Here is a 22,458-nt window from a genome sequence, read left to right on the forward strand (position 1 = left end):
CCCACCGCGGTCGAGGCGGTGGGCCCGGTACCGGTCAGCGGCGACTCACATGTCGCAGGGCTCGTACTCCGGCGGGTTCAGCTCGTCGTTGGGGACGTAGCCGGTGCCCTCGGTGGCAGCGTCCAGGGCCTCCTGCCAGGAGCCGTCGTCGACCATCTTGGTGATGGCCTCGTTGATCGCCTCGCACTGGTCGGAATCCTGCGGGATCCCGACCCCGTAGAGCTCCTCGGAGAACGTGTTGCCGACGACCTTGACCTGGCCCGCGTTGGACGGCTGGGCGCCCAGGCCCGCCAGGATGATGTCGTCGGTGGTCACGGCGTCGACCTGGCCGGAGATGAGGGCCGTCACGCACTCGGCGTATCCCGGCTGCTCGAGCAGGTTCACGCCCTCGGAGTACTCGTCCTTGATGCGCTGGGCGGACGTCGAGCCGGTCACCGAGCACAGGTTCTTGCCGTCCAGGGTGTCCGGGCCGGTGATGTCGGTGTTGTCGGCCGCGACGAGCAGGTCCTGGCCGGCCACGAAGTAGGGACCGGCGAACGAGACCTGCTCGCGCCGCTCGTCCGTGATCGAGTAGGTCGCGAAGATCATGTCGACCTGCCCCGTGGAGAGCAGGGTCTCGCGCTGGGCGGACGGCGCCTCCTCCCACGTGATCTGGTCCTCGGAGTAGCCGAGCTCGCCGGCCACGTACTTCGCGACGTCGACGTCGAACCCGGACGGGGTGTCGCCGTCCATGAACCCGAGGCCGGGCTGGTCGAACTTGATACCGATGGTGACGCCGTCGCCGCCGCTGTCCCCGCTGTCGCCGGTGTCACCACCGTCGCCTCCGTCGTCGGAACATGCGGCGAGCGTGAGCGCCGCCGTGGCAGCCAGGGCGATCGCCCCGGTGAGACGTGAACGCATGATCTTTCCCTTCGTCGGTCGTGCAGGTGGCGGGAGTGCTCAGTGGGCGAGGATCTTCGACAGGAAGTCCTTCGCACGGTCGCTGCGGGGACGGGTGAAGAACTCCTCGGGCGTGTTCTCCTCGACGATCTGCCCGTCGGCCATGAAAACCACCCGGTCGGCGGCCTTGCGGGCGAACCCCATCTCGTGGGTGACGACGATCATGGTCATGCCCTCCTTGGCGAGCTGGACCATGACGTCGAGGACCTCGTTGATCATCTCCGGGTCCAGCGCCGACGTCGGCTCGTCGAACAGCATCACCTTGGGCTGCATCGCGAGCGACCGGGCGATGGCCACGCGCTGCTGCTGGCCGCCGGAGAGCTGGGCCGGGAACTTGTCGGCCTGGTTCTTCACCCCGACGCGGTCCAGCCTCGCGAGACCGTCCTCGCGGGCCTTGCTCGCGGAGACCTTGCGGACCTTGCGAGGGCCGAGGGTGACGTTGTCCAGGACCGACTTGTGCGCGAAGAGGTTGAAGGACTGGAAGACCATCCCGACGTCCGAGCGCAGCCGCGCCAGGTCGCGACCCTCGGCAGGCAGGGGCTCGCCGTCGATCCGGATCTCGCCGTCGTCGATGGTCTCCAGCCGGTTGATGGCGCGGCAGAGCGTGGACTTGCCGGACCCCGAGGGCCCGATCACCACCAGCACCTCGCCCCGCCGCACGGTCAGGTTGATGTCCTGCAGCACGTGCAGCTCGCCGAAGTGCTTGTTGACGTGCTCGAGCTCGACGAGCGGTGCACCCAGGTGGGAGCGCGCCGCCGGATCCGATCCGCTGTCATCCATGATTCGAACCTAACCAGTCGTCGGTGACGCGCACGGCACCTGGGCCGTCGGGTCGGCAACAAATCGATAACAACTGTCCGGAAAGCCCGGAACTCCCTGTTCGACCCGGGTGAGATCGGCCGGGCAGGAGCCGTACCCTGGAGGGCGATGTCCACCACCATGACCCCGCCGGCCGGCGACCTCACCTCCGCGCACGGCGCGTCGCCCCGACGCACCTACCTGGTGCGGACCCTCGGGTGCCAGATGAACGTCCACGACTCCGAGCACATGGCCGGCATGCTCGAGCAGGCGGGCTACACGCCCGCCTCGCCCGCCGACGAGGCCGCGAACGCCGCCGACGTCGTCGTCATCAACACCTGCGCGGTCCGGGAGAACGCGGCCACCCGGCTGTACGGCAACCTCGGCCAGCTGGCGAGCATCAAGTCGCAGCGGCCGGGGATGCAGATCGCCGTCGGTGGCTGCCTGGCGCAGAAGGACCGCGGCGAGATCGTCGACCGCGCGCCGTGGGTCGACGTGGTCTTCGGCACGCACAACCTCGACGCCCTGCCGGTGCTGCTGGAGCGTGCGCGGCACAACGAGGCGGCCCAGGTCGAGATCGCCGAGTCGCTCCAGGTCTTCCCCTCCACGTTGCCGACCCGGCGCGAGTCGGTCTACGCCGGCTGGGTCTCCATCTCCGTGGGGTGCAACAACACCTGCACGTTCTGCATCGTGCCGCACCTGCGCGGCAAGGAGCGCGACCGGCGTCCGGGAGAGGTGCTGGCCGAGGTGCGTGCCCTGGTCGACGCCGGAGCCGTCGAGGTCACGCTGCTGGGCCAGAACGTCAACAGCTACGGCGTCGAGTTCGGTGACCGGGGAGCGTTCGCCAAGCTCCTGCGGGCCTGCGGCGAGATCGAGGGTCTGGAGCGGGTCCGCTTCACCTCCCCGCACCCGGCGGCCTTCACCGACGACGTCGTCGAGGCGATGGCCGAGACCCCCACCGTCATGCCGCAGCTGCACATGCCGCTGCAGTCCGGGTCGGACCGGGTGCTGCGGGCGATGCGTCGTTCCTACCGCTCGGCGAGGTTCCTGGGGATCCTGGACCGGGTGCGCGCCGCGATGCCCGACGCCGCGATCACCACGGACATCATCGTCGGGTTCCCCGGGGAGACGGAGGAGGACTTCGCCGAGACGTTGCGGGTGGTGGAGGCCTCGCGTTTCAGCTCGGCGTTCATGTTCCAGTACTCGCCGCGGCCCGGCACCCCCGCGGCGACGATGGGCGACCAGCTGCCCAAGGAGATCGTCCAGGAGCGGTTCGAGCGGCTCCTGGCCCTCCAGGAGCGCATCAGCGGCGAGGAGTCGGCGCGTCAGGTCGGCCGGGAGCTCGAGGTGCTCGTCTCCGAGGGCTCCGGCAAGAAGGACGGCGCGACCCACCGCCTGTCGGGACGCGCACCCGACAACCGGCTGGTGCACCTCGCGCTGCCGGCCGGCGTCCTGCCCGACGGCGCCACGCTCGCCGACCGGCCCGTCGGGCTGGACGACCCCCGGCTGCGCGACGTCGTCGACCTGGACCCGCGCCTGCCGCGGCCCGGCGACCTCGTGACCGTCCGGGTGACCCGCTCGGCGCCGCACCACCTCATCGCGGACTCGGGGGCCGACGGCGGGACGTACGCCGTGCGGCGTACCCGCTCCGGTGACGCCTGGACGCGCCGGGAGACGGCGCGGCTGGGAGGCGGGTCGGACGACCACTCCCACGGGTCCCCGGCGCCGGACGGCCCGGTCGCCCTCGGGATGCCGAGCCTGCGCCCGGCCCGATAGCCGGGGGCGGGGCGCCGCCACGGTCGACCCAAGCGCCGGCGTCCGGCGGGGACGGCTCCGCTACGGCGTGTCCGTCGGGTCGGACAGCGACCCGACGCTGCCGAAGAACTGCGAGGCCGTGACGAGTCCGCACGAGACCGTCTCGGCCAGCTGCTCGTCCGTGGCGCCGTGCTCCAGGTCGACCGACACCTCGGTGTACAGGGCCAGCCCGTCGCCCTCCGCCCGGGTGTAGACCTTCGGCCAGATGCGCTCGCGGTTCCAGTCGTTGCACGCCTGGAGGACGGCCGGGCGCGCGGACTCCGGCACGGTGCCGGACCAGCGGCCGCGCACCTGCAGGATCTCGGACTCCGCGCCGAGCAGCAGGAACCAGAAGCGGTTCCCGTCCCAGGTGCCGGTGATGTCGCCGTCGTCGTCCGTGCGGAAGCGGTACCCGCGCCGCGCCAGGTCGTGCCCGACCCGCGCGGTGGTCACGGGGCCCGGAAGCGTCGGACGCGTCGGGGCGGGGCGGCCACGACGCCGGGCGGCCTGCAGGACGGCGGCCGTCGCGCGCCGCAGCGAGCCGGTCACGGGGCTTCCCCCAGGGGGTCCGGGAAGGCCGCGTCCAGGTGCTCGAAGAACGTCGCGCCGGTCGACAGACCGCACTCCAGCATCTGGGCGAGCTGGTCGTCGGCCGCACCGTGCTCGACGCTGACCGTGACCTCGGCGCAGACCACCACCACGCCGTCGTCGCGCACCCGCGCGTAGGTCTTGGGCCAGATGCGCTCGGCGTTCCACTCGTTGCAGATCTCGAGGACCTCGCCGAGGCGTTCGATGGTGGCCTCGCGGTGCCACTGCCCGCGGACCTGCAGGACCTGACCGTCGTCGCCGAGGACGAGGAAGTGGAACATCCGACCGTGCCAGATGCCGCCCAGGTCGCCGTCGGAGTCGACGAAGTAGGTGAACCCGCCGGCGTCCAGCCAGGCACCGACCCGTTCCCGCGAGACCGGGACGGGCACCGCGCCCACCGCGTCCCCGACCGGACCGGAGAGCAGAACGTTCTGGACGTCCGTCCGCAGCCGTTCGTCGTCGGCCTCGACCTGAGGCGTGGAGGTCGGCCTGGCCGGCCGACGTGACCCGAAGAACCTCACCGGACCCACGCTACACGCCCCGGTAGGTTGTCAGCGTGCCCGTCCGTGCCGTCGTCCTGCCCGCCGCCCCTCTGCTCGTGACCGGTGCCGCCGGCGACGCCCGGCCGCTGGCGGCCACCCGGGCCGCGGTGCACCGCGCCCTGCGGGCGTCGCACGACGCCGGAGCGCGCCGGTGGGGTGTGCTGGCGCCGGCCACGGGCGCGTCCGCCCGGGCGCGCCGTCCCTCCCTGGCAGCGGCCGGGATCGCGGACCGCTGGGTCCCGGCGCTGGCGGGCCTGCACGCTCGGGACGCGGCGCTCGCGGATCTCCCGGCGTCCGTCGCCCTGCTCGTCCTGGTCGAGGCGGTCGGCCCGGGGGTCGCGGACAGCGCACCGGTCGTCGAGCTCGCCGACGACGACGGCGCCGCCGCGCAACGCGCCGTGGCCGACCTGGGGACCTGCGACGTGCTCGTCGTGGCCGGCGGCGTGCCGGGCGACGCCGCCGTAGGTCCGACGGCGCTGACCCGCGCCGTCCACGACGTGCTGGACCGCCTGGCCGGCCTCGGGGGGTGGCGGTCCGAGGTTCGCACCGTCGCCGAGGACGGTCCCCATCTGGCCGGCGGCTACGACGTGGTGACCTGGACGTCCTGAGCCCGGCCCGGTCGATCGCGCCGCGCGACCGCACCCGGCATGCCGCCGCGTCGTCGTACCGTGGGACCGTGATCGTCGCCGTCGTAGGACCCACCGCCACCGGCAAGTCGGACCTCGCCCTGGACCTGGCCCAGGCCCTGTCCGACGGCGCACCGGCGGAGGTCGTCAACGCCGACGCGTTCCAGCTCTACCGGGGCATGGACGTCGGCACGGCCAAGGTGCCACCCGCCGAGCGCCGCGGCGTCGTCCACCACCAGCTCGACGTGCTCGACCCCGACCAGGACGCCTCGGTGGCGCGGTACCAGGAGGCCGCCCGGGCCGACCTCGACGCGATCGCGGCGCGCGGGGCGCGGGCCGTCGTCGTCGGCGGGTCCGGGCTCTATGTCCGTGCGCTGCTGGACCACCTGGACTTCCCCGGCACCGACCCGGACGTGCGCGCGCGGCTCGAGCAGCGCGCGCAGGACGAGGGCAGGCGCGCGCTGCACGCCGAGCTCGCCGAGCTCGACCCGGCCGCCGCAGCCTCGATCGGCCCGCTCAACACCCGACGCATCGTGCGGGCGCTGGAGGTCATCGAGATCACCGGCGCCCCCTACACGGCCAACCTGCCGCGCCAGGAGTACGTGCGGCCCGCCGTCCAGATCGGGCTGGACTGCGACCGGGCCACCCTCGACGCCCGGGTCGCGGGTCGGGTGGACCGGATGTGGGACGCCGGGCTCGTCGACGAGGTCCGCCGCCTCGCCTCGCCGGCGCAGGGCGGCACCGGTCCCGGTCTCGGCGTGACGGCGGCGCGCGCCGTCGGCTACGCCGAGGTGCTGCGGTGGTTCGCGGGCGAGCTGACCGAGACCGAGGCGCGGGACGCGGTGGTGGCCAACACCCGCCGGCTCGCCCGCAAGCAGATGGGCTGGTTCGGCCGTGACCCACGCGTGCGGTGGCTCGACGCCGGGTCGGCCACCCTGCGCGAGGACGCCCTCGCCGTCGTCCGCGCGGCCGACGCCGGGGACCTGGCCGCGCCGGACGACGCCCCCGTACGCCGTAGTCTGGGCTCATGACCTTGCGCTTCACCAAGGGGCACGGCACCCGCAACGACTTCGTGCTGCTCGCCGACACCCGGGGGGACCTCGACCTGGCCCCCCAGCAGGTGCGGCGCCTGGCCGACCGGCGGGCGGGCGTGGGGGCCGACGGTGTCATCCGCCTCGCGCCGACCGCCGCCGTGGCACGCGCCGGCGAGGAGGTGGCGGACGCCGTGCTCGCCGCCGAACCGCGCGCGATCTGGTTCATGGACTACCGCAACGGCGACGGCACCGTGGCCGAGATGTGCGGCAACGGGGTCCGGGTCTTCGCCGCCTTCGCCGAGAGCCTCGGGCTGGCTGACCTGTCCGACGGCGACGAGCTGGCGCTGGGCACCCGCGGCGGCGTCAAGCGTGTGCGCCGGGAGCCGGGCGGCTGGTACGCGGTGGACATGGGCCCGTGGTCGTTCCCCGGGGGTCCCGACGCCGTGGCGTCCGGCTCCGACGCCGCGGTCATGGCCGCCGGCTGGGACGCGCCGCGCCCCGCCCTGAGCGTGGACCTGGGCAACCCGCACACCGTCGTCGCCCTCTCGCGGCCCGCCGAGCTCGACGCCCTCGACCTCACCCGCGCTCCCGCCGTCGACCCCGCTCCGCCGCACGGCACGAACGTCGAGCTCGTCGTCCCCCTCGGCGAGGAGACCGCGTCCGACGGCGTCACGGTCGGCCGGGTGCGCATGCGCGTCCACGAGCGGGGCGTGGGGGAGACGTTGTCCTGCGGGACCGGCGCCTGCGCGGCGGCGCTCGCGGTCCGTGCCTGGGCGTCGGCCGGCGCGGCCGACCCCGACCGGGTCCCGACCACCTGGTTCGTCGAGGTGCCGGGCGGGGAGGTCCGTGTCCGCCTCCTGGAGGGCGGGCACGTCGAGCTCGCCGGTCCTGCCGAGCTGGCCTTCAGCGGCGAGCTCGACCTGGGGTGACCGCAGCCCGGCAGATCGCGCGGGCGGCCTCGGACCTCCTCGGCCAGGACCTGGTGGACCCGACCGATCTCGGCGGGTTCCTCAGCGCGTCGTGTGCAGGATCCGGAACCCCTTCGACGACGTCACGCGCTCGGTCGGCAGCCCGAGCTCGGAGGAGATCCAGCGGGCCAACGAGTCGGAGCCGAGGTTCTTCTGGACCACCATCCACGCCCCGCCCGGTGCGCCACCGGGTGCCACCCGTGGCAGCCAGCGGCTCAGCATGCCGTGCAGGACGGTCTTGCCCACCCGGATCGGCGGGTTGGACCACAGGGCGGCGAACTGGAGATCGTCGGGCACCGCGTCCGGGGTGACGGCCCGGACCCGGTCGGCCAGTCCGAGCCGGTCGGCGTTGCGGCGGACCAGGTCGAGCGCGCGGGCGTTGACGTCCACGGCCCAGACCGTCGCGTCGGGGGATCGCAGCGCCATCGTCAGGGCGACGGGGCCCCACCCGCACCCGAGGTCGAGCAGGTCACCCGGCGGCGGCGTGGGCGCCTCGTCGAGCAGGATCCGCGTGCCCTTGTCGACGCCGCCGGGGGAGAAGACGCCGCCCGCCACCTCCACCTCGAGCTCGCGTCCGGCCAGGTGGACCCGCATCGTGCGGCGTTCGGCGTCGGACGCCGGCTCGGCCGTGAAGTAGTGGTCGCTCACGCAGGCATCGTAGAGGCCGCCGAAATTGGTTGCCGTCGGGACGAATCCGCGTGGGATCCTTGTTGTACAGCACGTCACCCATCGAGAGGACCACCTTGACCCACACCCCGACCGATCCCGAGCAGACCCCCGCCGTCGGCCCCGAGCCGAGCGCGTCGCGAGACGCCCAGGCGATCGCGGACGACGTCGTCGCGCGGGTGCTCGCCCGGGCCGGGACCGCACGGTCCGAGGGTGCCACGGTCCACACCGCGCACGACGGCGAGCAGCTCGACCTCGCCGAGCGCGCCGCGCTGCGCCGCGTCGCCAACCTGTCGACCGAGCTCGACGACGTCACCGAGGTCGAGTACCGCCAGCTGCGGCTGGAGAAGGTCGTCCTCGTCGGCCTGTACCCGGGTGGGGAGGCGGCCGCGCGCGAGGCCGAGGTCTCGCTGCGCGAGCTCGCCGCCCTGGCCGAGACGGCCGGCTCCCAGGTGCTCGACGGGCTGCTGCAGAAGCGTGCCAAGCCGGACCCGGGGACGTTCCTCGGCTCCGGCAAGGCGGCCCAGCTCGCCGAGGTCGTCGCCGCCTCCGGGGCGGACACCGTCGTGGTGGACACCGAGCTCGCCCCGTCCCAGCGACGCGGGCTGGAGGACATCGTCAAGGTCAAGGTGGTCGACCGGACCGCGCTGATCCTCGACATCTTCGCCCAGCACGCCAAGTCGCGGGAGGGCAAGGCGCAGGTGGAGCTCGCCCAGCTCGAGTACCTGCTGCCGCGCCTGCGCGGCTGGGGCGAGTCCATGTCCCGCCAGGCCGGTGGTCAGGTGGGCGGCGCCGGAGCCGGCATGGGGTCGCGCGGGCCCGGTGAGACCAAGATCGAGCTCGACCGGCGTCGCATCCGCAACCGCATGGCCAAGCTGCGCCGCGAGATCGCCGCGATGGCGCCGTCGCGCGAGACCAAGCGGCACGACCGCAAGCGGCACGCCATCCCCAACGTGGCGATCGCCGGCTACACCAACGCCGGCAAGTCGTCGCTGCTCAACGCCCTGACCGGCGCCGGGGTGCTGGTCGAGAACGCGCTGTTCGCCACGCTCGACCCCACGGTGCGCCGCGCCCGGACCGACGACGGCCGCGTGTTCACCTACGCCGACACCGTCGGGTTCGTGCGGCACCTGCCCCACCAGCTGGTCGAGGCCTTCCGCTCCACGCTCGAGGAGGTGGGCGACGCCGCGCTGCTGCTGCACGTCGTGGACGCCTCGCACCCGGACCCCGAGGGCCAGATCGACGCCGTCCGCGAGGTGCTGGCCGAGATCCCCGGCATGGACGACGTGCTCGAGGTCGTCGTGCTCAACAAGGCCGACGTCGCCGACCCCACCGTCGTCGGGCGGGTGCAGCGCCGCGAGCGACGCACCGCCGTCGTCTCCGCGCACTCCGGGGAGGGCGTCGCCGAGCTGCGGGCCCTGATCGCCGACGAGCTCCCGCGGCCCGCCGTCGAGATCGACGTGGTCGTGCCGTACTCGCGCGGAGACCTCGTGCACCGGGTCCACGAGAACGGTGAGCTCGCCCACGAGGAGCACCTCGCCCAGGGCACCCGCCTGCGCGGACGGGTCGACGCCGCGCTCGCGGCCGAGCTGGACAGCGCCGCCGTCTGACGCCTGTGGACCGCAGGTCCGGCGTCGGCGGGCCACCGTAGGATCGTCCGGTGAACTCGCCCGACCCTGCCGACAGCCCCGCCGAGCCCGCGCCGACGTCCCAGGACGACGTGGCCACCCTGCTGGGCCTGGCCGTCGGGGCGCTGGGCGGCACGCCGCGCGCGGGCCAGCAGCAGATGGCCGCCGAGGTCGCCGCCGCGGTGGACTCAGGCCGCCACCTGCTGGTGCAGGCGGGCACCGGCACGGGCAAGTCCCTCGGCTACCTGGTGCCGGCCGTGCATCACGCCGTGACGGCCGGGGAGCGGGTCGTGGTCTCCACCGCGACGCTCGCCCTGCAGCGGCAGGTGATCACCCGCGACCTCCCGCTGGTGGCGGACGCCGTCGCCCCCCGCCTGCCCCGGCCCGCCAAGGTGGCGCTCCTCAAGGGGTGGCACAACTACCTGTGCCGCCACAAGGTGGCCGGGGGCTATCCCACCGAGGGGTCCACCCTCTTCGACCTCCCGGCCGACCCCGGACCGGGCGAGGGCGCCGCCGCGGAGCAGCACCCGGCATCGTCGGGCGGGCGCGTCGACGACGGTGCGCGGCTGGCGGACCACGTGCGGCGGCTGCACGCCTGGGCCGAGGAGAGCGACACCGGCGACCGCGACGACCTGGTGCCCGGCGTGCCGGACCGCGCCTGGCGGCAGGTGTCGGTGACGTCGTTGGAATGTCTCGGGCAGCGCTGCCCGCTCATCGAGGAGTGCTTCGGGGAGCGGGCCCGGCTGGCCGCGCGGGAGGCCGACGTCGTCGTCACGAACCACGCGATGCTCGGGATCGCGGCCTCGGGGAACCCGAACGTGCTGCCGGAGCACGGTGTGCTCGTGGTCGACGAGGCGCACGAGCTGGCCGACCGCATCACGGCCGCCGCCACCGTCGACCTCGCGGCCGGGACGGTGGAGCACGCCGCCCGGCTCGCGCGCCGGCACGGGGGAGTGCGCACCGACGACCTCGACGCCACCGCCACCACCCTGGCCCGGATGCTCCTCGAGGTTCCCGCCGAACGGTACCCGCAGGGTCTGCCGGACGAGCTGCGTGCCGTCGTCGCCTCGGTGCGGGACGCAGCTCGCGGCCTGCTCACCGAGCTGCGCCCGGACAAGAACGCGGAGGCGGACTCCGGGGTCAAGATGGCTCAGTCCGCCGTCCAGCAGCTCTTCGACGTCACCGAGCGCATGGCCGCCGAGGACACCTCCGGAGACGTCCTGTGGTGCTCGCGCCCGCCGGCGGACGCCCCCTGGGGCGACGGCGTCGCCCGGTTGCACGCCGCCCCGCTGGCCGTGGCCGGGCTGATCGGCAGCCAGCTGCTCGGCGAGCGGACCGCCGTCCTGACGTCCGCCACCCTCGAGCTGGGCGGCACGTTCGACCCGGTCGCACGGTCGCTGGGCCTGGAGGTGTCCACCGGGGGCGACGACGCTTCCTGGCGGGGGGTCGACGTCGGCAGCCCGTTCGACTACGCCACCCAGGGCATCTGCTACGTGGCCCGGCACCTGCCGGCCCCCGGGCGTGAGCCGACCACCGAGGCGCAGCTCGACGAGATCGCCGACCTGGTCGAGGCGGCGGGCGGCCGCACCCTCGGGTTGTTCTCCTCGCGACGCGCTGCCACCGCGGCCGCCGAGGCCATGCGCGAGCGCCTCGACGTCCCGGTGCTGTGCCAGGGCGACGACCAGCTGCCCACCCTGGTGCGCCGGTTCAGCGAGGACCCCGCCACCTGTCTGTTCGGCACGCTGTCCCTCTGGCAGGGCGTCGACGTCCCCGGAGACGCCTGCCGACTGGTGATCATCGACCGCATCCCCTTCCCGCGACCGGACGACCCGGTCAAGGCGGCGCGGGCGCGCGCCGTGGAGGAAGCGGGCGGGAACGGCTTCATGCAGGTCGCCGCGACGCATGCGGCCCTGTTGCTGGCCCAGGGTTCCGGACGGCTCATCCGCTCGGTCACCGACCGGGGGGTGGTCGCGGTGCTGGACCCGCGGCTCGCCACGGCCCGGTACGGCACCTTCCTGGCCCGCTCGTTGCCGCCGTTCTGGAAGACGACGGACCCGCAGCTGGTTCGGGCTGCGCTCCGCCGCCTCGACGCCTAGCGTTGCTGCCGTGACCGAGACCCGCAGCACCACGAAGCTGGCCGTCGTCGGAGCAGGCGCCGTCGGTGCCACGCTCGCCTACGCCTCGCTCGCTCGGGGCACCGCCCGGAACGTCGCGTTGCTCGACGTCAACAAGGCCAAGGTCGAGGCCGAGGTCCTCGACCTGCGGCACGGCGGGATGTTCGTCCCGCAGGCGGAGGTGCACGGGTCCGACGACGTCGAGGTCTGCCGTGGTGCGGACGTCGTCGTCGTGACGGCGGGGGCCAAGCAGAAGCCGGGCCAGTCGCGGCTCGACCTGGCGGAGGCCACGATCGGACTGACGCGGGCGATCCTGCCGGGGCTGGTGGAGGTGGCGCCGGACGCGATCTACATCATGGTGACCAACCCCGTCGACGTCGTGACCTATGCGGCCCAGCAGATCTCGGGGCTGCCGCACGAGCGGGTGTTCGGTTCGGGCACGGTGCTCGACTCGTCGCGGCTGCGTGCGGCCCTGGCGGAGCACTGCGGTGTGGCGACGGGCAACGTGCACGCCTACATCGCCGGGGAGCACGGGGACTCGGAGATCGCCCTGTGGGACTCGGCGCGGATCGCCGGGGTGCCCCTGCTCGAGTGGACCGCGCTGCCGGGACGCCCGCCGCTCGACGACGTGGCGCGCGAGACCATCGCCCGCGACGTCGTCGAGTCGGCGTACCGGGTCATCGCCGGCAAGGGCGCCACGAACTACGCCGTCGGCCTGGCCGTGACGCGCATCGTCGAGGCGGTGCTCAACGACGAGCACCGCGTCATGCCCGTCTCCACGCGGCTCGAGGGCTTCCGGGGCATCAGCGACGTCTGCCTGTCGGTCCCGACCCTGGTGGACGCGCGCGGTGCGACCACGACGGTCGCGACGCCGTTGTCCGACGTCGAGCTGGCCGGCCTGCGGGCGTCTGCCGACCACGTGCGGGCCGTGCAGCGCCGGTTCGGATTCTGAACCGGCGGCGTCGCGGAGCCCGGTTCAGAGGCTCCGCAGCACCGCGACCACCCTGCCGAGGACCTGGGCCTCGTCGCCGGCGATGGGGCTGTAGGCAGGGTTCTGCGGCAGCAGCCAGGTGTGTCCCCCGGTCTGCTTGAAGGTCTTGACCGTCGCCTCACCATCGATCATCGCGGCCACGATCTCGCCCTGCTCGGCGACGTTCTGCCGCCGGACGACGACCCAGTCGCCGTCGCAGATGGCGGCCTCGACCATCGAGTCGCCCGTCACCTTGAGCAGGAACAGCTCGCCGTCGCCGACGAGCTGACGGGGCAGCGGAAAGACGTCCTCGACGACCTGCTCGGCGAGGATCGGGCCGCCGGCGGCGATGCGGCCGACGACCGGGACGTAGGAAGGGCGGGGAGTCTCGTCGCTCTCCCCGTCGGGCGTGGGCGCGGCGGGGACGACGGGCTCGTCCGTGCCGGACGTGCGGCCGGTGACGGGGTCGACGACCTCCATGGCGCGCGGACGGTTCGGGTCGCGCCGCAGGAACCCCTTGCGTTCGAGCGTGGTGAGCTGGTGCTTGACCGACGACGGGCTCGCCAGCCCGACGGCCTCCCCGATCTCCCGCATGGTGGGCGGGTAGCCACGGGACTCGACGGACTCGCGGATCGTCTCCAGGACGCGCCGCTGTCGCGTCGTCAGGCGGTCAGGACCCGGTGCGAGCTGGGAGACGGACGCGAGCGCGCCGTCGTGCGTGCCGGCCGCCCCGGCGTCCGTCTCGCGTGGCGTCGTCATCCGTCTCTCCTGTCGTCGAACCTGTGGTGCTCCGGTGCCGGACAGCCCTTGGACCTGGGCAAACCCGTCGTCGCGCTGTGGTCAGCCTAGGGCAGATCGGCATCGACTTCAAACATCTGTTCGAGATCTCTCGACGCGTGTCGGGGCGCCGTGCTATGAATGGTACAGATGTTCGACGAACATACGTATGACGCACACGCGTTCGATTCCGAGAGGCGGGGACCGATCATGGCTGCAGTTGTCGCAGGTCCGGTGAGCGACCCGGGGTTCGCGGGCCTGGCAGGGCTGAGGCTCACGAGGCGCGGTCGGCTGGTCGTGGCCGTCCTGACCGTGCTGGTCGCCCTGACGCTCGGAGGGTGGGGCGTCGGCGCCGTCGCGGGCGACGGTGGAGAGCCGCTGGAGGTCCGCCTGCACACGGTGGTCCCGGGTGAGACGTTGTGGCGTCATGCGAGCCAGGTCGCGGGGCCGGGGCAGGACGTCCGTGAGGTGGTGGCCCAGATCAAGGAGATCAACGGGATGCGTTCGTCCGACCTGCGGGTCGGGCAGGTGATCGTGCTGCCCCGCGACTAGCGGCACGTCTTCTTGCACCGGGCGGGCTCGGCCGCATACTTTCGTCGGGCAGTCGGGCAGAAGCCCGGCACCGACCGCAGGAGAACCGATGCACTGCCCGTTCTGCCGCCACCCCGACTCCCGTGTCGTCGACTCCAGGACGTCGGACGACGGCGCCGCCATCCGGCGTCGTCGGCAGTGCCCGTCGTGCCAGCGGCGGTTCACGACGATCGAGACAGCGAGCCTGTCCGTCGTGAAGCGCTCGGGCGTGACGGAGCCGTTCAGCCGGGACAAGGTGGTCTCCGGGGTGCGCAAGGCCTGTCAGGGCCGACCCGTCAGCGGGGACGACCTCGCCCTCCTGGCCCAGAGGGTCGAGGAAGCGTTGCGGAGCGCGGGCAGCGCGGAGATCGACGCCTACGAGATCGGGTTGGCGATCCTCGGGCCCCTGCGCGAGCTCGACGAGGTCGCCTATCTCCGGTTCGCCTCGGTCTACCAGGCCTTCGAGTCGCTGGACGACTTCGAGTCCGCCATCACGTCGTTGCGCGCCGAGCACGCCGAGCGGGCCGCGGCCGCGGCGGACGAGGCGCCGACGGACCGATAAGCCCTGGCGCTCGGTACGCCGGGGGCGCATGCTGGACGCCATGACCGCCGACAAGAAGTCGCAGGGGCCCGACGACGCCACCAAGGAACGCTTCAAGGAGGCCTTGGCGAAGAAGCACGCCGCGAGCCACCCGAGCGCCGACGGGGGACGCAACACCGGTCCCGTGCACGGTTCGGAGACCGCCGGCCAGGTCCAGCCGATCTTCCGGCGCAAGTCCGGCTGACCCGGCCGGTCCCGCTCAGCGGGCGGCGGGACCCGGGGGGAACTCGGGTCGCTCGAACGCGTCGCGGATGCGCAGACGGACGGTGGTGGCCATCTCCATGAGCTTGGACGACGCTCCCCGGTGCGTGACGTCGGAGATGTCGGTGACCACGTAGCCGAGATCGCCGCGGGTGGCGAGCATCTGCGCCTCGATGTTCGCCCCGTGGTCGGCGAAGACCTGGTTGACGGCCGCGAGCACCCCGGGCACGTTGCGGTGCAGCAGGGCGATGCGACCCACGCCGGTGTGCTCGAGCTGCAGGTTGGGCAGGTTGACCGAGAGCGTCGTCGACCCCGTGAAGAGGTAGTCGCGCAGCTTCTTGGCCACGAAGTGGCCGATCGACTGCTGCGCCTCCTCCGTCGAACCGCCCACGTGGGGGGTGAGGACGACGTTGTCGAGCCCGCGCAGCGGCGACTCGAAGTGATCGCCCCGCTTCTTGGGCTCGGCGGGGAACACGTCCACCGCGGCACCGGAGAGATGTCCGGACAGGATGTGCTCGCGGAGCGCCTCGACGTCCACGACGAAACCGCGCGACAGGTTGAGGAAGATCGCCCCGGGCTTCATGCGCGCGAACAGGTCCTCGCCGAACAGCCCGGCGTTGCCTGGCCGGCCGTCGACGTGGATGGTGACCGCGTCGGCGATCTCGAGCAGCTGGTCGAGCGTCTCGACGCGCCGTGCGTTGCCCAGGGCCAGCTTCTCGTCGGTGTCGAAGAACACGACGCGCATGCCCAGGTTCTCCGCGAGCACGGACAGCTGCGAACCGATGTTGCCGTAGCCGATGATGCCCAGCGTGCGTCCGCGCACCTCGTGCGAGCCGTCCGCGGTCTTGTCCCACACGCCGTCGTGCAGCGCCTTGTCCCGCACGGTGAGGCGGCGGGTCAGGGCGATGATCTCGGAGACCGCGAGCTCGACCACGGAGCGCGTGTTGGAGAACGGCGCGTTGAACACGGCCACGCCCTGGGCGGCGGCGGCCTCGAGGTCGATCTGGTTGGTCCCGATCGAGAAGGTCCCCACCGCGAGCAGGCCCGGCAGGGACTCCAGGACGCGGCGGGTGACCTGGGTCTTGGACCGGATACCGAGGATCTGGAAGTCGGTGAGGGTCTCGATGAGCTCGTCCTCGTCGAGGGCGCCGGGGCGCACCTCGACCTCGATCTCTGCGTCACGCAGGATCTGGACGGCGTCGGGGTGGATGTTCTCGAGGAGGAGGGCGCGCAGCACGACCCTATGATGCGCCGGGATGACCCCGGCTCACAAACGCGTCTCACCCATCGTGCACGAGTCCGGGCGGCAGCTCGCCCTCGTGGACGACGACGAGGCGTTGCGTCGGCCGCGTCATGGCCACGTAGAGATCGCCCCAACCGCCCGGACCTGCCGCGACGTCGGTGGGCTCGACGACGACGACCGCGTCGAACTCCAGGCCCTTCGCCTCGCGCGGGGTCAGGACCAGGACCTGGGCGTCCTCGGGCCGCTGGTCGGCGAGCCGGGCTGCCTCGGTGCCCCCGAGCGCCGTCGTCAGGGCCTCGGCGAGCCCCGTGCGCAGCGCGTCCACCGCGTCCTCGCGGGCGATGACGGCCACGCGACCGGCGCCGTCGGCCGCGACGTGCTCGACCGCGAGCCCGGCGGCGTGCCGGGCCGCGTCCGCGACGGGTTCCGCGGACTTCACGAGCACGAGCGCGTCCTCGACGTCGCGGGCCGCGGTGAGGGGTGAGACGGGCAGCCCGGCCGTGGCGGCGACCCGCTGGGCCGCGTCGGCCACCGTGGCCGGCGTGCGGTAGCTGACGGTCAGCTCGGCGAGGCGCCAGCCGTCGCGCAGCACGGGGTCGAGGGCGTCCTGCCAGGAACGGGTCCCGGCGGCCGACGACGTCTGGGCCACGTCGCCGACGATGGTCAGGGAACGCGTGGGGACGCGTCGCACGAGGGCGTGCCACGCCATCGGGCTGAGCTCCTGTGCCTCGTCGACCACGACGTGGCCGTAGGTCCAGCTGCGGTCGCTCGCGGCGCGCTCGGCCGTCGTCAGCACGGGGCCGGAATCGGCGAACCGGGCCGCCAGCGTCTCGGCGTCGACCAGCCCGCCCCCGGCGCCGGAGGACTCCAGCACGTCCTTGGCGTAGGCGAGGTCCGCGGCGCGCTGCGCCTCGGCGGCGCGCGCCTCGGCCCGGGCGACCGAGTCGTCCTCGCCCAGCAGCTCGGCGGCCTCGTCGAGGATCGGGACGTCGGACTCCGTCCAGGCGGCCTCGGGGGAGCGGCGCAGCAGCCGGCGTTCGGCGGCGGTCAGCTCGGGCGCCGCCTCGGCGAGCCGGTGCGGCTTGGACCACAGGTCGGCGACGAGCTTCTCCGGCGAGATGGGGAACCAGGCGAGGTTCAGGGCCACGCGGACGTCCCGGTCGGAGCGCAGGTCGTCGGTGAGCACGGCGACGTCGTGCTCGGAGAGCTCGGAGTCGGTGCGGGTGCGGTACTGGTCGACGAGCCGGGAGAGCATCTCGCGCACGAACGTGGCCCGCGCCTCGTTGTGGGGCTTGTGGGTGCGTCGCGCCCGGGAGATCGCCTCGCGCACGTCCCGCCGGAGCACCGTCAGGTCGACGCCGTCGATCCGCACCGCGACGTCGTGCTGCGGCACGCGCTCGCGTGCGCGCACCGCGCGCCGGACCGCCGATCGCCACAGCAGGCGGCCCTTGACCTCGGCGACCGCGCCGTCGTCGACGCCGTCGGCGCGGACTCCGGGGAGCAGCTCGGCGATCGTGGTCGCGACCACGCCGGTCTCGCCCAGCGAGGGCAGCACCTGGTCGATGTACCGCAGGAACGCCCGGCTCGGCCCGACCAGCAGCACCCCCGAGCGCTCGAGCACCTTGCGGTGGGCGTACAGCAGGTAGGCGGCGCGGTGCAGGGCCACCGCCGTCTTGCCCGTCCCGGGACCGCCCTGGACCACCAGCGCCCCACCGAGGTCGTCGCGCACGATCCGGTCCTGCTCGCCCTGGATGGTCGCCACGATGTCGGACATCCGCCCGGTGCGCCGCGCGGCGAGCGAGGCGAGCAGCGCCCCCTCGCCGGACAGCGTCGAGGCGTCCAGGCCGTCGTGGACGGCGTCGAGGTCGAGCACCTCGTCCTCGAGCCCGCTGACCGTCCGGCCGGTCGTGACCAGGTGCCGACGACGGCGGACGCCGTCGGGGTGCAGGGCCGTGGCCCGGTAGAACGCCTGGGCGGCGGGCGCCCGCCAGTCGGTGAGCAGCGACCGGTGCTCGTCGTCCGTCAGGCCCAGCCGGCCGACGTAGCGCACCTCGTCGTCGTCCAGGTCGAGGCGGCCGAAGACGAGCCGGTCCTCCACGGCGTCGAGCCGGGCGGTCCGGTCGGCGTACATGGTCGCGAAGGCGTCCCGTTCGCTGCGGTTCTGCGGGGAGCCGGAGGGCCCCTCCCGGCGGACGCCGGCCAGACGTTCGCGCGCCACGGCACGCAGCTCGTCGAGCCGGGCGTACAGGCGTGAGACGACCACCTGCTCACGTGCGACCTCGTCCTGCCTGCCGGCCACGCGTCCTCCCGTGCTCGTCGGTGTGCGGCCGACCATCTTTCCACGTTCGGCCGTGGTGGTGTGAACCTGCAGGTGGCACGGGGCGACGCGCCGACCGTCGACCCGATGACGGGACCGCCGCAGCGGCATAGGATCTGCCGGTATGAGCAGCGGTGACGAACGCGACGCGCGGCCCGCGGCGGCACCGAGGCCGCTCGTGCTCCTCGTCGAGGACGACGACGGCGACGCCCTGCTCGTGACCGAGCTCCTGTCCGACGCCGGGGTGGAGATCGACCTGCGCCGCGCGACGACGGTGGCGCGGGCGGTGACCGAGCTCGACGGCGGGGCGGTCGACTGCCTGGTGGTCGACCTCGGCCTGCCCGACGCCGAGGGGCTGGACGCCGTCGAACGGTTGCGGCACGCGGGTCGCCGCCATCCCGTCCCTCCGGCCCTGGTGGTGCTGACCGGACATGCGGGTATCGACCTGGGCGTCGAGGCGGTGGCGGCCGGTGCCGACGACTACCTGGTCAAGGGGGAGACGGGCCCCGACCTGCTGGGGCGGTCCCTGCGCTACGCGCTGCAGCGCCGCTCCTCGGCGGCGCAGCAGCGGGCGCTCTACCGCTCCGAGGTCCGTGCCGCGGAGACGGCCCGCCTCGAGCGGGCCCTGCTGCCCAAGCACCTCGTCGAGGACCCGACGGTCTCCGTGATGGTGGGTTACCTGCCCGGCGGCGGGGGGCTGCTCGGCGGCGACTTCTTCGACACGGTGGAGACACCGGACGGCACGGTGCTGTCGGTCGTCGGCGACGTGGCGGGGCACGGCCCGGACGAGGCGGCGCTGGGCGCCACGCTGCGCACCGCCTGGCGGACGCTGGTGCTCACGGGCACGCCGCCGCAGGAGGTGCTGGGCCATCTGGAGCGGGTGCTCCTCACCGAACGGGCGAGCCCGGAGATCTTCGTGACCCTCTGTCAGGTGGCCGTCGGTGCCGACCGTGCCGGGCTGGACGTCTACCTGGCCGGCCATCTGGCGCCCATGCTGCTGACGGGACCCGTCGGTGCGGTGCGCTGCACGGAGATCGTTCCGCAGGACCGGGGGCGTGCCCTGGGGATCCCCGTGCCCGGCGGGTGGTCGGCGCAGCACGTGGACCTGTCCGGTCCGTTCGCGGTGTTGACGTACACCGACGGGCTCGTCGAGGCCGCGCTGGGTGCCGGCGGGGAGCCGACGGTCCGTGGCCGCGGCCGGGCCACCCCCCGGCTCGGGACCGCGGGGTTGCGCACGCTCGTGCAGGACGAGCTCGACGCGGGTGGGATCGTCGGGGTGGTCGAGCGGGTGCTGCGGCGGGTGCGTTCCCTGCACGGGGGGCCGTTGGTGGACGACGCCGCCCTGCTCGTGGTCGGCTGGACCGGCGCCGACGAGGTGCCCGGTGAACGGTCCTCGACCCTGGCGGACTCGGCCGAGTGGGCACGGTCGTGACCGCCGAGCGCTCCGTCCTGGACGACGTACGACGTCTGCTGCGCTGGGCGGTCGCGGTCCTGGTGGTGACGCTCGTCGTCGCGCTCGTGGCCGTGGTGGGATCGCTCCGGTTGCTCACCGCCGGCGCCGACGCCGAGACCATCGCGGACGCCCGCCGGTGGAACGAGGTGCTCTTCCTCGCCGTCGGCCTGCTGGTGCTGGTCGCCGCCGGGCTGGGCTGGTACGCCTGGCGCGTGGTGCAGCGGCAGGTCACGGTGCCGCTGGCACGTCTCGCGGCCGAGGTCCGTGCGGCCTCGACGGGAGAGCACGCCCACGAGATCCCCCGGGTGGGGGCCGGCGAGGTGGCCGCGCTGTCCGACGACGTCGAGACCATGCGTCGAGAGCTCGTCGCGCAGGTCGCCGACGCCCGCGAGGCGCACGCCGAGGTCGAGCACGCCCACGAACAGCTGCGTGAGCAGGCCGCCGAGCTCGAGCGGTCGAACCGCGACCTGGAGCAGTTCGCCTACGTCGCCTCGCACGACCTGCAGGAACCGCTGCGCAAGGTCGCGAGCTTCACCCAGCTCCTCCAGAAGCGGTACGGCGACCGTCTCGACGACCGCGCCGACCAGTACATCGCGTTCGCCGTCGACGGCGCGCACCGCATGCAGCGGCTGATCCAGGACCTGCTGAGCTTCTCCCGGGTCGGGCGGTCGGGAGCACCCCCGCAGGACGTGCCGCTCGAGGAGGTGCTCGCGCACGTGCTCGGTGATCTCGCGGACCGCATCGCCGAGCAGCAGGCCGAGGTGACCCACGACCCGCTGCCCGTGGTCCGCGGTGAGCCCGGTCTGCTGACCATGCTCCTGCGCAACGTGGTGGGCAACGCGCTGAAGTTCGCGCGCCCCGGCGAGGTGCCCCGCGTCCACCTCACCGCCGCACGGACCGCGGGCCAGTCCGGCCCCGAGTGGGAGCTCGCCTGCGCGGACAACGGCATCGGCATCGACCCCCAGTACGCCGAGCGGGTGTTCGTGATCTTCCAGAGACTCCATCCCAAGGAGGTCTACACCGGGACCGGCATCGGACTGGCCCTGGTGAAGCGGGTGGTCGAGCACCACGGCGGCCGGGTGTGGATCGACCCGGAGGCCACGGTGGGCACCACCGTCCGGTGGACGTTGCCGGCGGGCGCATAGGGTGTGGCCATGACGGAGCAGCAGCAGGCCGGGATCGACGTCCTCCTGGTGGAGGACGACCCCGGTGACGTCCTCATGACGCGGGAGGCGTTCGCCGAGCACAAGGTGGCCAACGGCCTGTGGGTGGTCTCCGACGGGGTGACGGCGATGGAGTTCCTGCGCAAGGAGGGCGCCCACGCCGACGCGCCGACGCCGGACCTCATCCTGCTGGACCTGAACCTGCCGCGCATGGACGGTCGTGAGGTGCTGGCGTCCGTCAAGCAGGACCCGGCGCTCAAGCACATCCCGGTGGTGGTGCTGACGACATCGGAGGCCGAGGAGGACGTGCTGCGCTCCTACGCGCTGCACGCGAACGCCTACGTGACCAAGCCGGTCGACTTCGAGCGGTTCATCGAGGTCGTCCGGCAGATCGACGACTTCTTCGTCTCCGTGGTGCGCCTGCCGGCTCGCTGACGGGAAGAAGTCGGGCCCGTGCGCCGTTGAGGGACGCACGGGTGCGCACGCACCCGGACCGGCGAGACGAGGAGGAACGGTGCTGGACCCGCAGGGCATCTACGAGGTGGACACCGAGGCCGTGGAGCGGACGTTGGGCGCTGCAGGGGCCGACGTGGCGCCGTCGGGTCCGGTCCTCGTGCACGCGCTGAGCGGGTTCGTCGACGCCGGCTCGGCGGGCGAGCTGGCCGTCGAGCACCTGCTCGGTCGTTTCACGACCACCCGGCTGGTGACGTTCGACGTGGACCAGGTGGTGGACTACCGGTCGCGACGCCCGGTGATGACGTTCGACGCGGACCGCTGGACCGACTACGAGGCGCCGTTCCTGGTGGTGGACCACCTCGCGGACGGTGACGGCACGGGCTTCCTGCTCCTGCACGGCGTGGAGCCGGACCTGCAGTGGGAGCTCGTGGTGGCTGCGGTGCGCGACGTCGTCGAGCGGTTCGGGGTGTCGCTGACGATCGGCCTGCACGGCATCCCGATGGGCGTGCCGCACACCCGGCCGATGTCGCTGACGGCGCACGGGACGCGCGAGGGCCTGGTCGAGGACTACACCTCGTTCCTCGGCCGCGTGCAGGTGCCGGGCTCGCTCGGCGCGCTGCTGGAGCACCGGTTGGGTCAGACGGAGCACGACGCGATGGGAGTGACGGTGCACGTGCCGCACTACCTCGCGCAGTCCCGCTACGCGCCGGCCGCGGTGGTCGCCCTGCAGCACCTGGAGAAGGCGACCGGCCTGACGCTCGACGTCGACGCCCTGGCGGAGGCGGCGGCGCAGGCCCGGGTCGAGGTGGCCGAGCTCGTCGCCGAGAACGACGAGGTGGCGGCAGTGGTGCGGCGCCTCGAGGAGCAGTACGACGCGTTCAGCCGATCGATCGGGCGGCCGAACCTCCTCGCCGAGGACGACCCGCTGCCGACGGCCGAGGAGCTGGGGGCGGAGTTCGAACGTTTCCTCGCGCAGCGCGACGACGACTGACCGTCTTGTCGATGAGTCC

22 protein-coding genes are annotated in these 22,458 nt (G+C 73.4%); 14 read left to right on the top strand and 8 right to left on the bottom strand.

Annotated features, from left to right (window positions below; genetic code table 11):
• Window positions 1–45 precede the first annotated feature (45 nt).
• Window positions 46–900 (bottom strand): glutamate ABC transporter substrate-binding protein, encoded by an 855-nt coding sequence (locus tag ACIQLL_RS13270; RefSeq protein ID WP_402467902.1) that lies wholly within the window; start codon window positions 898–900, stop codon window positions 46–48.
• 39 nt (window positions 901–939) lie between these two features.
• Window positions 940–1,719 carry an amino acid ABC transporter ATP-binding protein gene (locus ACIQLL_RS13275; protein WP_402467904.1) on the bottom strand — a complete coding sequence of 260 codons (780 nt, stop codon included), beginning with the start codon at window positions 1,717–1,719 and terminating at the stop codon, window positions 940–942.
• A 147-nt stretch (window positions 1,720–1,866) separates the two neighbouring features.
• Here ACIQLL_RS13275 and miaB point away from each other — a divergent pair, with 147 nt between their 5' ends.
• Window positions 1,867–3,513 carry a tRNA (N6-isopentenyl adenosine(37)-C2)-methylthiotransferase MiaB gene (gene miaB / locus ACIQLL_RS13280; protein ID WP_402467906.1) on the top strand — a complete coding sequence of 549 codons (1,647 nt, stop codon included), beginning with the start codon at window positions 1,867–1,869 and terminating at the stop codon, window positions 3,511–3,513.
• Between the two features lie 60 nt (window positions 3,514–3,573).
• On the opposite strand, the gene ACIQLL_RS13285 is transcribed toward miaB, so the two are convergent.
• The gene (locus tag ACIQLL_RS13285; RefSeq protein ID WP_402467908.1) at window positions 3,574–4,080 is read right to left on the bottom strand and encodes a type III secretion system chaperone family protein; all 507 of its coding nucleotides are present in this window, start codon (window positions 4,078–4,080) and stop codon (window positions 3,574–3,576) included.
• Complete coding sequence (locus tag ACIQLL_RS13290; RefSeq protein WP_402467910.1) at window positions 4,077–4,640, bottom strand: YbjN domain-containing protein; 564 nt, start codon at window positions 4,638–4,640, stop codon at window positions 4,077–4,079. The genes ACIQLL_RS13285 and ACIQLL_RS13290 overlap by 4 nt, the downstream gene beginning before the upstream one ends.
• A gap of 35 nt (window positions 4,641–4,675) precedes the next feature.
• On the opposite strand from ACIQLL_RS13290, the gene ACIQLL_RS13295 reads away from it, so the two are divergent.
• The 3 genes from ACIQLL_RS13295 (at window position 4,676) to dapF (ending at window position 7,250) form a co-directional block, all read left to right on the top strand.
• The gene (locus tag ACIQLL_RS13295) at window positions 4,676–5,269 is read left to right on the top strand and encodes a hypothetical protein (RefSeq protein WP_402467912.1); all 594 of its coding nucleotides are present in this window, start codon (window positions 4,676–4,678) and stop codon (window positions 5,267–5,269) included.
• 68 nt (window positions 5,270–5,337) lie between these two features.
• Complete coding sequence (gene miaA, locus ACIQLL_RS13300; protein WP_402467914.1) at window positions 5,338–6,318, top strand: tRNA (adenosine(37)-N6)-dimethylallyltransferase MiaA; 981 nt, start codon at window positions 5,338–5,340, stop codon at window positions 6,316–6,318.
• The gene (gene dapF, locus ACIQLL_RS13305; protein WP_402467916.1) at window positions 6,315–7,250 is read left to right on the top strand and encodes a diaminopimelate epimerase; all 936 of its coding nucleotides are present in this window, start codon (window positions 6,315–6,317) and stop codon (window positions 7,248–7,250) included. Before miaA ends, dapF begins: the two co-directional genes overlap by 4 nt.
• 81 nt (window positions 7,251–7,331) lie before the next feature.
• On the opposite strand, the gene ACIQLL_RS13310 is transcribed toward dapF, so the two are convergent.
• Window positions 7,332–7,883, bottom strand: a complete 552-nt coding sequence (locus ACIQLL_RS13310; RefSeq protein ID WP_402468141.1) for a class I SAM-dependent methyltransferase — start codon at window positions 7,881–7,883, stop codon at window positions 7,332–7,334.
• Window positions 7,884–8,032: 149 nt separating this feature from the next.
• On the opposite strand from ACIQLL_RS13310, the gene hflX reads away from it, so the two are divergent.
• From hflX to ACIQLL_RS13325, 3 genes are read left to right on the top strand one after another with little or no spacing between them, the layout of a single operon-like run.
• Complete coding sequence (hflX, locus tag ACIQLL_RS13315; RefSeq protein ID WP_402467918.1) at window positions 8,033–9,565, top strand: GTPase HflX; 1,533 nt, start codon at window positions 8,033–8,035, stop codon at window positions 9,563–9,565.
• Window positions 9,566–9,615: 50 nt separating this feature from the next.
• On the top strand, window positions 9,616–11,679 hold the full coding sequence (locus tag ACIQLL_RS13320; RefSeq protein WP_402467921.1) for an ATP-dependent DNA helicase: 2,064 nt from the start codon (window positions 9,616–9,618) through the stop codon (window positions 11,677–11,679).
• Between the two features lie 10 nt (window positions 11,680–11,689).
• Window positions 11,690–12,649, top strand: coding sequence for an L-lactate dehydrogenase (locus ACIQLL_RS13325; protein ID WP_402467923.1), 960 nt, complete (start codon window positions 11,690–11,692; stop codon window positions 12,647–12,649).
• 24 nt (window positions 12,650–12,673) lie between these two features.
• Here ACIQLL_RS13325 and lexA read toward each other — a convergent pair whose 3' ends face one another.
• Complete coding sequence (lexA, locus tag ACIQLL_RS13330; RefSeq protein ID WP_402467925.1) at window positions 12,674–13,426, bottom strand: transcriptional repressor LexA; 753 nt, start codon at window positions 13,424–13,426, stop codon at window positions 12,674–12,676.
• A gap of 228 nt (window positions 13,427–13,654) precedes the next feature.
• Here lexA and ACIQLL_RS13335 point away from each other — a divergent pair, with 228 nt between their 5' ends.
• The 3 genes from ACIQLL_RS13335 (at window position 13,655) to ACIQLL_RS13345 (ending at window position 14,799) form a co-directional block, all read left to right on the top strand.
• Window positions 13,655–13,996 (top strand): LysM peptidoglycan-binding domain-containing protein, encoded by a 342-nt coding sequence (locus ACIQLL_RS13335; protein ID WP_402467928.1) that lies wholly within the window; start codon window positions 13,655–13,657, stop codon window positions 13,994–13,996.
• An 88-nt stretch (window positions 13,997–14,084) separates the two neighbouring features.
• Complete coding sequence (gene nrdR, locus ACIQLL_RS13340; protein ID WP_402467931.1) at window positions 14,085–14,576, top strand: transcriptional regulator NrdR; 492 nt, start codon at window positions 14,085–14,087, stop codon at window positions 14,574–14,576.
• A 40-nt stretch (window positions 14,577–14,616) separates the two neighbouring features.
• Window positions 14,617–14,799, top strand: coding sequence for a DUF5302 domain-containing protein (locus ACIQLL_RS13345; RefSeq protein WP_402467934.1), 183 nt, complete (start codon window positions 14,617–14,619; stop codon window positions 14,797–14,799).
• Window positions 14,800–14,814: 15 nt separating this feature from the next.
• Here ACIQLL_RS13345 and serA read toward each other — a convergent pair whose 3' ends face one another.
• The gene (serA, locus tag ACIQLL_RS13350) at window positions 14,815–16,053 is read right to left on the bottom strand and encodes a phosphoglycerate dehydrogenase (RefSeq protein ID WP_402467937.1); all 1,239 of its coding nucleotides are present in this window, start codon (window positions 16,051–16,053) and stop codon (window positions 14,815–14,817) included.
• A 43-nt stretch (window positions 16,054–16,096) separates the two neighbouring features.
• Entirely contained in the window at window positions 16,097–18,358 is a 2,262-nt protein-coding gene (locus ACIQLL_RS13355) for a HelD family protein (RefSeq protein ID WP_402467939.1), read from the bottom strand.
• A 142-nt stretch (window positions 18,359–18,500) separates the two neighbouring features.
• On the opposite strand from ACIQLL_RS13355, the gene ACIQLL_RS13360 reads away from it, so the two are divergent.
• The 4 genes from ACIQLL_RS13360 (at window position 18,501) to ACIQLL_RS13375 (ending at window position 22,439) form a co-directional block, all read left to right on the top strand.
• A complete protein-coding gene (locus ACIQLL_RS13360; protein WP_402467942.1) occupies window positions 18,501–19,808 on the top strand; it encodes a PP2C family protein-serine/threonine phosphatase in 1,308 nt (435 codons plus the stop codon).
• Window positions 19,805–20,974, top strand: coding sequence for a sensor histidine kinase (locus ACIQLL_RS13365; protein ID WP_402467944.1), 1,170 nt, complete (start codon window positions 19,805–19,807; stop codon window positions 20,972–20,974). Before ACIQLL_RS13360 ends, ACIQLL_RS13365 begins: the two co-directional genes overlap by 4 nt.
• A 9-nt stretch (window positions 20,975–20,983) precedes the next feature.
• Window positions 20,984–21,427, top strand: coding sequence for a response regulator (locus ACIQLL_RS13370; RefSeq protein ID WP_402467947.1), 444 nt, complete (start codon window positions 20,984–20,986; stop codon window positions 21,425–21,427).
• A 79-nt stretch (window positions 21,428–21,506) separates the two neighbouring features.
• Window positions 21,507–22,439 carry a PAC2 family protein gene (locus ACIQLL_RS13375; RefSeq protein ID WP_402467949.1) on the top strand — a complete coding sequence of 311 codons (933 nt, stop codon included), beginning with the start codon at window positions 21,507–21,509 and terminating at the stop codon, window positions 22,437–22,439.
• Window positions 22,440–22,458: the final 19 nt, after the last annotated feature.

The organism is Isoptericola aurantiacus, from assembly GCF_044769875.1.
GTDB lineage: Bacteria > Actinomycetota > Actinomycetes > Actinomycetales > Cellulomonadaceae > Isoptericola > Isoptericola aurantiacus.

Bases quoted from the DNA above. Each gene is read 5' to 3' on its own strand.
- ACIQLL_RS13360 (WP_402467942.1), top strand. From the start codon at position 18,501: ATGAGCAGCGGTGACGAACGCGACGCGCGGCCCGCGGCGGCACCGAGG.
- ACIQLL_RS13270 (WP_402467902.1), bottom strand. From the start codon at position 900: ATGCGTTCACGTCTCACCGGGGCGATCGCCCTGGCTGCCACGGCGGCG.
- ACIQLL_RS13345 (WP_402467934.1), top strand. From the start codon at position 14,617: ATGACCGCCGACAAGAAGTCGCAGGGGCCCGACGACGCCACCAAGGAA.
- lexA (WP_402467925.1), bottom strand. From the start codon at position 13,426: ATGACGACGCCACGCGAGACGGACGCCGGGGCGGCCGGCACGCACGAC.
- miaB (WP_402467906.1), top strand. From the start codon at position 1,867: ATGTCCACCACCATGACCCCGCCGGCCGGCGACCTCACCTCCGCGCAC.
- dapF (WP_402467916.1), top strand. From the start codon at position 6,315: ATGACCTTGCGCTTCACCAAGGGGCACGGCACCCGCAACGACTTCGTG.
- ACIQLL_RS13275 (WP_402467904.1), bottom strand. From the start codon at position 1,719: ATGGATGACAGCGGATCGGATCCGGCGGCGCGCTCCCACCTGGGTGCA.
- ACIQLL_RS13335 (WP_402467928.1), top strand. From the start codon at position 13,655: ATGGCTGCAGTTGTCGCAGGTCCGGTGAGCGACCCGGGGTTCGCGGGC.
- nrdR (WP_402467931.1), top strand. From the start codon at position 14,085: ATGCACTGCCCGTTCTGCCGCCACCCCGACTCCCGTGTCGTCGACTCC.
- ACIQLL_RS13310 (WP_402468141.1), bottom strand. From the start codon at position 7,883: ATGCGGGTCCACCTGGCCGGACGCGAGCTCGAGGTGGAGGTGGCGGGC.
- ACIQLL_RS13370 (WP_402467947.1), top strand. From the start codon at position 20,984: ATGACGGAGCAGCAGCAGGCCGGGATCGACGTCCTCCTGGTGGAGGAC.